Annotated in this window: 11 protein-coding genes; 1 reads left to right on the plus strand and 10 read right to left on the minus strand. The window is 37.3% G+C overall.

Annotated elements, in window-relative coordinates:
- Nucleotides 1–337: 337 nt before the first annotated feature.
- The 8 genes from IE056_RS16715 to IE056_RS16750 all read right to left on the minus strand — a co-directional run bounded on the left by IE056_RS16715 (nt 338) and on the right by IE056_RS16750 (nt 8479).
- On the minus strand, nt 338–1480 hold the full coding sequence (locus tag IE056_RS16715; RefSeq protein WP_189606071.1) for a glycosyltransferase WbsX family protein: 1143 nt from the start codon (nt 1478–1480) through the stop codon (nt 338–340).
- Complete coding sequence (locus IE056_RS16720; RefSeq protein WP_189606073.1) at nt 1461–2327, minus strand: glycosyltransferase family 2 protein; 867 nt, start codon at nt 2325–2327, stop codon at nt 1461–1463. The genes IE056_RS16715 and IE056_RS16720 overlap by 20 nt, the downstream gene beginning before the upstream one ends.
- Nucleotides 2320–3288 carry a glycosyltransferase family 2 protein gene (locus IE056_RS16725; RefSeq protein ID WP_189606075.1) on the minus strand — a complete coding sequence of 323 codons (969 nt, stop codon included), beginning with the start codon at nt 3286–3288 and terminating at the stop codon, nt 2320–2322. Before IE056_RS16725 ends, IE056_RS16720 begins: the two co-directional genes overlap by 8 nt.
- Before the next feature lie 10 nt (nt 3289–3298).
- Entirely contained in the window at nt 3299–4249 is a 951-nt protein-coding gene (locus IE056_RS16730) for a glycosyltransferase family 2 protein (RefSeq protein ID WP_189606077.1), read from the minus strand.
- A 1-nt stretch (nt 4250) separates the two neighbouring features.
- The gene (locus IE056_RS16735) at nt 4251–5333 is read right to left on the minus strand and encodes a glycosyltransferase (protein ID WP_189606079.1); all 1083 of its coding nucleotides are present in this window, start codon (nt 5331–5333) and stop codon (nt 4251–4253) included.
- Nucleotides 5330–6136, minus strand: coding sequence for a class I SAM-dependent methyltransferase (locus IE056_RS16740; protein WP_189606081.1), 807 nt, complete (start codon nt 6134–6136; stop codon nt 5330–5332). Before IE056_RS16740 ends, IE056_RS16735 begins: the two co-directional genes overlap by 4 nt.
- Nucleotides 6137–7414: an ABC transporter ATP-binding protein gene (locus IE056_RS16745; protein WP_189606082.1), complete on the minus strand. Its 1278-nt coding sequence runs from the start codon at nt 7412–7414 to the stop codon at nt 6137–6139.
- A 201-nt stretch (nt 7415–7615) separates the two neighbouring features.
- A complete protein-coding gene (locus tag IE056_RS16750; protein ID WP_189606085.1) occupies nt 7616–8479 on the minus strand; it encodes an ABC transporter permease in 864 nt (287 codons plus the stop codon).
- Between the two features lie 291 nt (nt 8480–8770).
- Between IE056_RS16750 and IE056_RS16755 the strand changes: the two genes are divergently transcribed.
- Nucleotides 8771–9415: a hypothetical protein gene (locus tag IE056_RS16755; protein WP_189606087.1), complete on the plus strand. Its 645-nt coding sequence runs from the start codon at nt 8771–8773 to the stop codon at nt 9413–9415.
- 131 nt (nt 9416–9546) lie between these two features.
- Here the strand turns inward: IE056_RS16755 and IE056_RS16760 are convergent, their stop codons facing one another.
- Together IE056_RS16760 and IE056_RS16765 are read right to left on the minus strand one after the other, a co-directional pair.
- Nucleotides 9547–12012 carry a polysaccharide biosynthesis tyrosine autokinase gene (locus IE056_RS16760; protein ID WP_189606089.1) on the minus strand — a complete coding sequence of 822 codons (2466 nt, stop codon included), beginning with the start codon at nt 12010–12012 and terminating at the stop codon, nt 9547–9549.
- 3 nt (nt 12013–12015) lie between these two features.
- Entirely contained in the window at nt 12016–12756 is a 741-nt protein-coding gene (locus IE056_RS16765; RefSeq protein WP_229793798.1) for a polysaccharide biosynthesis/export family protein, read from the minus strand.
- Between the last annotated feature and the right edge of the window lie 128 nt (nt 12757–12884).

Genomic DNA, 12884 nt, shown 5'->3' on the forward strand with positions numbered 1-12884 from the left:
TAAAACGCCTTTGTACGAGATCTTAACCGAATATCAAACAAATCAAAATGACAAAGAACAACTGGACTTATTTAACGACTAAAAAATAACGCATCAGTACTAATAGTTCATTAATAATTTTCCTCTTTCTTGGCAAGAAGACCGTATAATCATTTAAATCAAAATACTTCAGGAAATTATATAAATGCCTATTTAGAACAACATTAGAAATATCGATATATACCCTTTTCCGCTTAGTCTTTATTCTTTTAGTAGAGATTAAACAGTGATAATATCTAAGGATACTCATTAACATTCTGGTAAATTTCTTTCTTTCTTTATAAAAGATCATATCAATCTACTCTTGAATGTTTAATAACTGATGCTGCTTGACCTTCCTAACTACGGCTAACCACTCTAGCCCATATTTTTGATCCGGTTCCAGATAGTTACCTTCTGCCCATTCATTCCACGATTTAATTATAACAAAAGGAGGGTTCTCTGGATTACTCCTTAATTCGGAAATAGATTTTTTTAGATGCTTCTCCCATGCAGCCGGAGTCGAATTTTTAAATATCATAGATTTTTCTCCACTCCTCGGGGAATTGTCCCAATTAGGAAAAACACAAGTTATGTACTTTTCATGAGGAAATTTTATCTCAAGATTTTGAACTCCCTTTTGATAATCAAAAATAAGAGGCCTTTTTCTATCTCCAACTTTATTGGTATGTCCTACAAGCTTTTTGAGTTTTAGTTCAATTTTTTGTAATAGTGAATTATTATTAAATATGGTAGTTTGTCCATATCTCATTTTGTTAAATATATCCAATCCTACATGACCATAGATATTCGGATCTTTAATGATTAATTCTTGATTATAAACCAATGTGGAAATAAAATAAATTCCATCGAAACCTGCCTGAACAGCTAAGGAGTTAAAAATCTTTATAAATAATTGTAGATTAGGAATATCTTCAATCCGAAGGATATGAAACATTGGCTTATTATCTACCTTTAAATACCTGTCGTCTTTAAAGAACGGTAACAAGTAATCGAAATACCGAATATACCCTTCTTCACCTTCATATTTTTGTTCGATCAATACCTTTGGATCATCAATCCCATGCCAAATCCCTTTCCAGGTCTCGTTTGCCCAGCAAAAGCAAAAAGGAATATCAATATCTTTATTTTGGAGCATCCGTTCAGCAGGTAACCCAAGTAACATCTTACCATTACCAAACCAGTATTGATAATATATAAAACCATCAATACCATTTTTTTTTGCCAATAAAGCCTGTTCTATTTGTACTTGTGGAACCCTCAAATCATAAAATCCTAAATCTGCAGGTAAATTAGGCTGTTTATGACCTCTGAATAAAGACTTTGCTTTCGTCACATTTGTCCATTCTGTAAATCCTTTCCCCCACCATTCATCATTTTCGGGGATAGGATGGTACTGGGGGAGATAATAAGCAAGGAATTTAATTTTTTTTGATTTCAAGATCTAGTATTTTTTGCTTGTATGTTCCGAAAATCGTGAATCCAAAAAATGTTTTACAGAAAAGATCCAACACAAATTTTTCGCTTTTTAACGTGGAAATAAAATTCTGCTTATTCCGAAGATTTTTTTTATCTAGTTCATTGAATGAACCATAATAGCGAACAAAAAAGTCTGCGTGTTTAACAGACAAATATTCTAAAAGATATTTCGCTTTATTATGATTGATCTGAGTCATCATGGAATTTTCTCTTATTCTATAAAAGAACCCCGTGATGTTCAACTGCTCGACCTTTCCGCCGTTCTTTAATAAAGATATCCAAAACTCCCAATCTTCCCAACCATACCTCATACTTAAATCATAACCCCCAATTTTGACCCAATCATCTTTCTTAAAAACGGCAGACGAGAATATCATGTTCTTTCTGCTCAAATTAATCAAGGAAAAGGGAGGCAAAGACCATGGTTCATCGACTTTGCCAAATTTTGCTGCTAGACAATAAACAAGTTTTAATTCGGGAGTTTCCTCGAAGGCCTTAATTGCCAATTCTAGATATTCAGGTGATATTTTATCGTCAGCATCTAAAGGTAAAATGAAAATACCCTCTGCCTGAGCGATACCGAAATTTCTGGCATTGCTTAAACCTCCGTTAGAGATAGAAAAAAACCTAAAACGAACATCCTTTTCACACCATTTTTTCGCTACGATCGAAGTATCGTCTTCACTTCCATCATCTATTATGATACACTCCCAATTTGAATAACTTTGTTCCAAAACAGAATTTAAAGAATCCTTCAGAAATTCTGCCTGATTGTAAGAGGGAACAATAATTGAACATAAGCTAATCATTAGGAAGTAGTATTAGCGAAGTTAAGTAATACCTTTTAGATGAAATGGCTCCAAATAACCACTTGCTGCTTTCTTTTAATTTCGATTGAACCGGAATATTAAAATATTTCAGACTTCTTACTACCATAAACCATGATTTCAATCTTGTGGATAAATTCTGGGTAGAAATGCTTAATTTAAAAAAAGAAAATATATCATTAAATAAGAATGCCTTTGTTTCCTCATCCAATTGAGCAGTGTATTTGTGTAGAGTTCTCACTCGTACCTCAATATTGGAAAGAAATTTTTGAGAAGAATCTATTATGCTATTAGACATATTTCCATCATGTAATTGTAATTGTACTAAGACTGCTTCAAGGGGTATGTAACTATCGCAAATTGCCAGAATAGAAATATGAAAATCATAATCTTGTGACTGCTGTAGCTTTTCATCAAACCTTAGATGGTTTTTATCAATAAATTCCCTTTTCCAGAGAGGAGCCCCAGTTAACCAGAAGATTTCACGGCGGATATAATCATTAAATGCAGAATCAGAAAAAATTTGCGCAGCACGTAGCCCTTTTGATCTACCAGAAATAGTATCTATAACCTCAGTTTGACAGAGACAAAAAAAGTAAGAGATGTTGTTCTCTAAAGCCTCTACCTGGTATTGCAATTTACTCTTTAGCATTATATCATCACTATCAAACCAATTCACATAAGCTCCTTTACTCATTTCGAGCCCATAATTTCGACAAGCATTTGCTCCTTTAGGTCTATTTTTTGGTCGAAGAAGGTATCTAAATCTTTTGTCTCTTTTGCAGTACCTCTCCAAGAGCTCTTTTGTGGTGTCCGTAGAACCATCGTCCACTACAATGCATTCCCAGTTTTGGTAAGATTGAGCCATAACAGAATCGAGAGTCCCACTAATGAGATGAGCTCTATTATATGTGGGTATAATAATGGATACTAATAATCCCATTTAAAATTGTTCAATTTGTAAAATCTATTAAAGCTAATCTTCTTAAAAAATATCCTCGACCAGTAATTTGAAAGAAATGTCTATATAAAAGAAATAGGAAAACAGTTGTTAATCTATTTTGCTTATACATGCTTTTAAAAATATACTTTTGATTTCCTTTGGTTGGTAAAGAGCGTTGGTCAAATTTCAGTAAAGAAAACAGAAAATACCTTTCAGATTTAGATCCAGGTTTAATTTCAGCTATTTCTCTCCAGGTTTCTAAATCTATATGATTCCTCTCTTCTTCTTTTTTGGGATTTGATTTATATCTGACTCTAATTGAGTCGGAATGAACTCTCCTGTTCGTTAGGAATTTATCTATGATAAAAGCTTTTGTAGAAAAACAGGTGAGCTTACAAAAAAAATTATATTCCTGACTGGAAGAAAGTGTTTCATTAAACCTAACCTTTTCGCATAATTCCCGCTTCCCTAAGAAATCATATGTCAACCAATTTATATTTTGAGTTACATAATTATAATTTGTCAAATTAAATTTATCAAAGCGGTAATACCCGTCATTTCTGCTAATTATATTTTCTGAATTGGGATCTTGAAAATTGGCCGATTTTGAAATTACAAAATCCACCTCATGTTCTTCTATTGATTTCACCTTTGCTTCTAAAAATTCAGGAACCATTAAATCGTCACTGTCAAACCACTGAATATAATTCCCTCTACTCTTTTCGAATCCATAATTTCTACAGGCATTGGCTCCTTTTCTTCTGTTTTCAGGACGTTGTAAATATTTTACACGTGGATCTTTTTTACAATAAAATTCCATTAGTTCTACAGTATAATCTATAGAATCATCATCAACCACAATACATTCCCACTGGAGATAAGTTTGTGCAATGATGGAGTCTAATGTCGCCCCAATTAAATCGGAACGATTATAAGTTGGAATGACAATGGAAACAAGCATATTAACTGATTTTGTTTGCCGAAGCTTCAAGAATGGCTGCCAATTGCCTAATATGTTTATCAAAAGAAAAGTCTGTCTCTATTCTTTTTTTGGCATTCTTTCCCATTTGTACCGATTCTTTTTTGTTTTCCAAGATCCATAACATATTATCTGCCATTCCCTCTATATCTTTTTCGTAGGAAAGCAATCCAGTTTCCTTATGGATTACAACATCTGGAATACCAGCATGAAAAGTACTAATTGTAGGCAATCCTGCGGCACCTGCTTCCAATAAAGCGACAGGTGTACCTTCCATATCACCGTCCTGTGCTTCTATGGAATGTTGTACAAACGCCAACGAATCTTGTAGGTACAATTTGTATTCCTCTGGAGTAATCTTACCTGGTAAATTTACATTTTTTTCGATATCCAAAGCTTGAACCAAATCTTTGACACTATTATGTAACCCCCCGTCCCCGGCTATTACTAGCTTCGCATCAGGATGTATTTTCAATATCTTGTCAAAAGCCAAAATGGTGAAATGAGGTGCCTTTTTTTCCACAAATCTACCAATTCCAATAAACTGTGAATTACCATAGGTAGGATTAACCTTAAAAAATGAATTATTTGGTCCGTACACGTTATAAATAATCTTCTCTTGTGGACACCCGATTTTTATCAATCTTTTAGTCATTTCATGACTTACAGAAATGACTGTACATCTTGAATATGAAAACATTTCTTTATAAAAATGTTCATATTCCTCCAAAACAGATTTACGAACTGCATCGTGCCCATGAAAATGAACAACTAAAGGAAGGCTTAAATCCACACATACTGGCAAAACCTTCACTCCCATCATTCCATAATGAGCCAGCACAACATCAATCTTCCTTTTCCGGAATTCACTACTTAAAATTTTAGCTTTATCTTTTTCCCATATTCTTCTTTTTAGCCTATCTGCCAACTTGTCTGATGGCTTAATATTTAAAGGTAAATTAAATCCCCAAAAATGTTCTATTTCAAAAGGAAGATGATCAATTTGAGCTTTTACAAAAGTTTCACAAGTGGAATATGGTTTATTTGTAACAAAGGCTAATCTCATGATTTTTTTTTCCTTAAAGTCTTTAAAATTTTATTTACCAGTTTTCGACTTAACTTCTTTGTGGTTTGAATTTTTGCTTTTTCATAATCCAGCCCTAAACGTTCCTTAGCACGGTATATTTTCTCAAAGGTTTCTTCTAATTTAATTTTTGTGTTTGTTTTTACAGGAGATATTGCGTTATAAACAGGATGAATTTCTATAACCGCATAAAAATAATCATAGCTTCTCCATATTTTTTGATATTCAAAAAATATGATTTCCCCATTAATCCCTTGTGCTAAATCTGCAATCACCATAAAATCAACATCTTCATCAATAGGTTGCAATCCTGCAGGATTTGTTTCTTTTAGCCAAGTTTGATGATATTTTGAGGGACAGGCTAAAATCAACCTACCTTGCTTCTTTAAAAGAAATCTTAGGCTTTCGTGAAATTTTTTCCTTTCATGTTTTTGCACATGCTCATATACATCTATCATTACCACCGCATCGTATGTTGTTTTTGGCAACGATTTTGTCAAATCATAAACCTGATAAGTTAAATTTTGCAAATCAAAAAGCTTTGAAGCTGTGTCTATTAGCACGGGACTTAGATCTACACCTTCAATTTTCGCCGCAGGAAAATTTTTAGCAAATTCATGGCTGCTCCATCCCAAACCACAGCCTATATCCAATATATTAGTGGATTCAACAGGAATAAACTTGGATAAATTAATTATTGCAGATTCAATCCTTCTATTGCCAAGAACGTAATCATCAATTAATTTTTTATCAAATTTGTTATAAAATTCTACTACCTTTCTCATTTAATCTACAAAACAAGGTATTATCGCCGCCGTGTAAGCTCGGTTAAGTCGACCTATATGATAAAAATCTCCTTGTAAAACATTTAAGTAAAAAGCTTTTTCCATATAATCGATATGATTTTCTTTATTCGTGTTTGTTTTACTTAAAGTAAATTGAATATTGTACAATCCTCCTCTAAGGATTAAATTCTTGAAAGAAAAATCTATATATCCTCTTTTTATTAAATCATTAACATCAATTCCCATTTCATCAGTAACAACCATGGCTTTTAACTCTTCATTCTGATCTCTCATAGAAAAACCAAAAATCAGCTTTTCATTCACTTCTTCATGAACTTCAAAATAAAATCTTAATCTCAAAAATTCACCAGAAATAACTGAATCTAATTTTAATTTACTTCCTCCAAAAATTTCAATATTCGAAACCAGGATTTTTCCATTCCCTGTCCTGTCTTTTCTTGATAACAAATCAGCCTCTTCTGATTTGTCGCTAGATTTAAGATAAAAATTTACTGCTTCTTCTGCCTTACCTTCGAAAACATTATAACCATTTTCTAATACAACCCCCCTAGTACATAAACTTTTGACACTTGCCATATTATGACTTACAAAGAGTACCGTACCCCCTTCACCTGTAGAAAGATCCTGCATCTTACCAATGGCTTTTTTCTGAAATTCAGCATCCCCTACTGCTAACACCTCGTCCACTACTAAAATCTCAGGTTCCAGGTGGGCTGCCACGGCAAAACCCAAACGCACCCGCATCCCGCTGCTATACCTTTTTACTGGCGTATCTATGTACATTTCGCAACCCGAAAAATCAATTATTTCATCAATCTTAGATTTAATTTCAGGCTTGGTCATCCCGAGGATAGCTCCATTAAGGTAAATATTTTCCCTGCCGGTAAGTTCCGGATGAAATCCCGTTCCCACTTCCAGCAAAGAGGCGATACGCCCTTTGGTTTTTATACTACCTGTAGTAGGTGCAGTTACGCGAGACAAAATCTTTAACAGCGTAGATTTCCCTGCGCCGTTTTTTCCTATAATACCCAGAACCTCACCTTGTTTTACTTCAAAATTAATATCCCGCAACGCCCATACATAGTCTTCATTGGCTTTTGAGGCACGGTTGCTCACCCCACCCACCTGAAGATATGGATTTTCCTTTCCCCTTACAGTGTGCCACCAACGGTTTATGTCGTGGCCCAGAGTCCCTGTACCCACCGTTCCCAGGCGGTATTGTTTGGAAATATTTTCAGCTTTTAAAATAATACTCATTGAAGAAGATTGGGATTCTTGCAAAGAAAAGAAATAGTAAAACAAGTTAGTAACCTATTCTGGATTTTCTTTAAAACATAACTAGCTAATAATTAATATATTGTTCTGGTCAAGGACATTCGAATAAACGGTGTAATGAAACACATAAGTCTAATAGCATAGCGTTCTAATGTCCTACATCTCCCAGCGCAGCGGTCTATTTTACACGGTATCAATAAAATTCTTCTCAGTCCTGTTGAAAATAATCAAACCAACCAGGAACAGAACGACTGATATCAAAAATGTATACCCAAAACTGGCCCAGGTAAAAATCCCGATATCCAATAGCATATATCTAAACCCCTCGATAATATAGGTTATCGGATTGTATTCCACTATCCAACCATAGCTGCCCAATTCCTTAGAAGCCTCGCTCACCGGGTAAGGTACGGCTGAAATGTAAATAAGCAGAGAGGTGGCAAATCCCACCAGCACTGTTAAATCCCTGTATTTGGTCGTAAAAGCTGAAATTATCATTCCCAGCCCCAATCCCATCGTGGCAATCATAAAAAGATATACCGGAAACAACACCAAATTTGAATTAGGAGAAATATCATGACCTGCAATAAACACAAAGTAAAGATAGAAGCCAATCAAGATCAATAACTGGATCCCAAATTTCATCAAATTGGAAATGGTAATGGACAGCGGCATGATTACCCGTGGGAAATATACTTTTCCGAATAGTCCGGCATTGCTCCTAAAAGTGTTCGAGCTGCCCGTAAGGCATTGTGCAAAGTAGTTCCAGGCCGTAATCCCCGCGAGGTTGAACAGGAAAGGAGGAATGTTCTCGGTAGGGATATCAGCGATGTTATTGAAAACCAGCGTAAATATTACAGAAGTAAAAAGCGGCTGAATGAAATACCATAAAGGCCCAAGGATTGTCTGTTTGTAAACGGTTACAATATCCCGTTTCACAAACAGCACCAACAAATCCCGGTAGCGCCAAATCTCCTTAAAATTAAGGTCGATGAGCTTCCGCTTCGGGGTAATCTCGTAGAGCCAGTCATCGTTCGCTTCGCTCACTGTTATCTTGTTTGTAGGTTGGGGCTTAAAAGTGCGAAGGTAAGGGATTTAAGGAAATTTCATGTTTTTTGGTGGGTGTTTTTTGTTTTAAAGTGTCATTGCAAAAGCATCCTTGTAAAAACGCTATTGCGAGAGAGCTTTTTTGCGACCGTGGCAATGGGTTCGCAATGACAGGTCCCATTGCTGTTTCAGTTAATAAAAAGCTCTCCAATTTGGATAACACTTAAAAATTGCTTTATTCAATACTACTAGATAACCCTGAACAATAAACAAAAACTACAAATAACCCAAATGAAAAAAAATTTCAACAAACTCTGGTACGCCAGTTATGGTTCCAATCTACTGGAAGAATGGTTTTCCTGTTATATAGGCGGAGGGAAGCCCAGAGGTGCGTATCGTACATATCCCGGCTGTACCGATACTACTGCTCCTATCGCCAGTAAGCCGATAAAAATAAATACAAAATTTTATTTTGCTAAAGTATCAAAGACCTGGAGCGGCGGCGGCCCAGCTTTCATAAAACCTAAAATTAACGAGAATGTCTCCACCCTTGGACGAATGAACCTTATCACCACCGAACAATTTATCGAACTGATGAAACAGGAAATAATACATGAAGGAAATCTAACAATCGATTTCGATAGAGCTATAAAAGACACTGCTTTTGATCTAAAACGACCAGAGTCCTGGTACAACAAACTGCTATATTTAGAAAAAGATGAAGGATATCCCATTTTCACGTTTACCAATATGGAGTTCCTGACTGACGAGATCAATCCGCCCAATGAACATTATCTAAAGATCATCATCGAGGGATTAAAGGAAACATACAACCTTTCTCCTATCCAGATCGAAAAATACCTGCGTAGCAAAAAAGGGATTACTTGTACTGAAGTGGAGGGGCAGTTGGGGGAGTTGATTGAGCGGGGGTGGTAGAGGTTGGTTTGTTGTTTTCTGTTTTCTGTTCAAAAATACTGTTATTGAGAAAATTTGATTTAATTCCAGATTAACCAAAACTAACTACAAACAAAAAGCAATAAATTTGGCACGAGCGCCAGCGAATGCCATTATTCAAAATTCCGTTTCATCTCCCGCCACCATTTTTTGATACCTGTTGTGGGACCTTTTTCATGGTAGCCGGTGCCGTAACGACCGTAGGAATATCCGTATCCATAACCGTAGCCATACCCATAGCCATAACCGTATTTGGCGCGGTGTACGAAGTGGTTGAGCACAAAACTGATATTTTTCACTTCTCCTTTGGCATATTTCTCATTGATCACATCCAGCATTCCGCGTTTGGTGTAATCCTGCCGAATTAGGTACAGGGTTGCATCTGCATATTTTACAAGGTTCAGGGCATCTGCCACCACTCCTACCGGCGGGGTATCCATCACGATGTAGTCGTAGCGCTCCTTCAGTTCGGCCATCAAAGTTTCCATCTGTTCGTTCATCAGCAATTCGGAAGGGTTCGGCGGAATAGGCCCTGCAGTAATAACGTCCAGATGAGGAACCATACTATTCTGAATAATACTATCAAGCGATTCCTGACCAATCAGGTAATTTGTCATCCCCACATCATTGTTGATCCCGAAATCATCAAAGATCTTCGGTTTTCTTAAATCGGCTCCCACCAAGACAGTTTTCTTTTCACTCAAGGCAAATACCGTCGCCAGGTTCATGGCACAAAAGGTTTTTCCTTCCCCTGAAACCGAAGAAGTGATCAACAGTGCTTTTGAACCCGTCACCCCCTGCTTTTTATACATGAACTGAAGACTGGATCGCAACCCCCGGAAACCTTCAGCAATAGCAGATTTTGGTTTATTGAACACCGCAAGGTTTGTGTCCATCCGGCTCTTTCCAATCATTCCAAGAATAGGGATGGGAGATAACCGCGTCACTTCCTGCGCATTGTGCACGTTTGTATTCAGGAATACCAGTAAGAAAACAAATGTCAGCGGGATCACACCTCCTACCATCAATGCCATCACGTAATTGAGCTGGGTGTTGGGACCTATTTGCCCGCCGCCGGTATCCTTGGCCATATCGATGACCATCACATCACTCACATTCGCTGCTTTTACAAGCCCGGCTTCACTGCGTTTTTCGAGGAAAAGGTTATATGTTTTTTCACTAAGGGAATATTTCCGTTGGATCTTCAGCAGGTCCTGTTCTTCCTGCGGAAGTTTTCTGATCTCGGTTTCTGCAACAGCAATATTACGGTTAATATCCTGCAACTCCTTCCGAAGTAATTCTTTTGAAGAGGTCATATTCTCCAGCAGTATAGATTTCACCGCATTGATTTGCCGGTCAATATCTGCAAATACGGGGGAATTCTCCTGAAGGGAATACTGATATTTCCGACGTTCTTCGGCCAAAGTAATAATTCGTCCTACCCCACTCACAATACTTCCTTCGTTGATCCCGGCCACCGAAGGCGCGGGCACATTGGAGTAATCATTCCTGGTTTGCAGGTAATCCTCTAAAGTTTCGTAGTAGGCCAGCTGCCGGGTAATATCTTCTTTACGGACATCCAGCGTTAGAAGCTTACTGTTAAGCTGACTACTTTCCGCAGAAATATCCACAATGGCATTCTGATTTCTGAAAAGATTCAGTTCATCCTCGACATTCTGAAGTTCCATCGATTTTACTGCCAGACTACTGTCAATAAACCTGATTGTTTTCGTGGCAAATAGGTTTTTTCGCTCCAGCATATTTTCACTCAGAACCCTTACCGATCCATTGAGGTAATCTACAATTTCAGCTTTATTATCACCTGTGAGCGCAAGATTCAATACAGAAGCCCCCCTGCTCTGCGCATTTACAGAAATGCCTTTGAACCTGCCCACCACCCCGTCGAAATGTTTAAACTGAAGATAAAAAGGCTGTCCCGGAACAGGTTCCATATTCGTCGGTTCCAGCACTCCATTAAAAAACGGAAGATTTATAGGTTGCCCCAGCTTATATTCCCTGCTAAATTCTCCTTCCTCCACTACTACAGAACCTCGTTCTTTAGTACCGTAATTCATTACACCGACACTGCCGCCCTGAAAAGTGGTCGACAACGTGAAGGTATGTGGATCTTTGAATTCAACGGTAAATGTTTTGCCCTGCGCCTGATTTGCAGAAGTATCGGCAATTAATTTAAAAGGAGTCTGCCCGTAAGCATTTACCCTTTGATATTCCCCGTCTTTTTGATATCCTATATAATATTGAAGACGCTCCACTACTTCCTCATTGTGCGAACGGGATGTTAAAATGGTCATGGCCGTATTTACCTTATCTGAAGTTCCTCCCCAGTTAAAAGTAAGACTAGTATTACTGGTAAAAAAAGGGTTTTGATCATCTTTTATGGAGATCATATTTCCCAACCTGTACACCGGTAATTTTCGAACGTTGTTGTAATAAGCCACTCCAAGGCTAATTGCCACGGAAAGCAGGATAAGCTGCCAATAACTGAATACCTTGAGCACAAAGCCTTTAAAATCAAAGGTGGAGCCTACATCTGATATGTGATCACTTTCATGTTCCATCTGCTATCGGGTAATTAAAAGAATTGCTGAAGATAAAAATGCAAGTACGGTAGTTACTGTCCTGAAAGTTTCAAGTCCGGTAGTACCTAATCCCCATGCCTTCTGTGGCAACGGATTCACAATGATCAAATCATTCGGCTGAATAAAATAATAAGGTGATTTTACTGCATCTATGGTCGTCAAATCTATATGATGACGTTTCTCCCCTCCGGGATACTGTCGCACGATCACCACATCTGTACGATCCCCATAATCGGTGATATCCCCCGCGTTTGCAATGGCTTCCATAATGGTTACCTGCTCTTTGTAGATCACCTGACTTCCGGAGCCTATTTCTCCAATGGTAGTGTACCTGATTCCTGCGAGTTTCACGGTAACAAAAATATTTGCTTCCTGCGTAAAATAGCCTTCCAACAAGGCCTCCTCAATTTTCTCACGAACTTCTTCCACGGTATACCCAAGCACATTCACTTCACCCAAAGTAGGAACCCTGATGTTTCCGTGGGAATCCACCAGGAATCCGTCGTAATACATTCTTTCCTCTCCCGTTGCATTCGGATTTTCCTCCCCGATAGGATTGAACATCCCTACCAGCTCCTGATCCAAAGCTTTCACTCTAATACTTAGCAGGTCATTCGTCTGAATTCTATATGGTTTTTGAATACGCTCTACGGAAATAATACTGTCAACTGCCTCACTCTCCTGAAGATACTTCAGGCGTTTTGTGGATACACAGGAAGACATACAAAGAAGGACTGAAACTATTACAAAGAAGTATTTTATATTCATTTAGGGACAAGGCTATGAATGAGGCAAATATAAGTCTTGCAGGTTAATAACAAAACATTTAGAGAATTATTGTCGTAGTGTTA

Origin of the sequence: Salinimicrobium marinum (genome assembly GCF_014651535.1) — a bacterium.
Taxonomy (GTDB): domain Bacteria; phylum Bacteroidota; class Bacteroidia; order Flavobacteriales; family Flavobacteriaceae; genus Salinimicrobium; species Salinimicrobium marinum.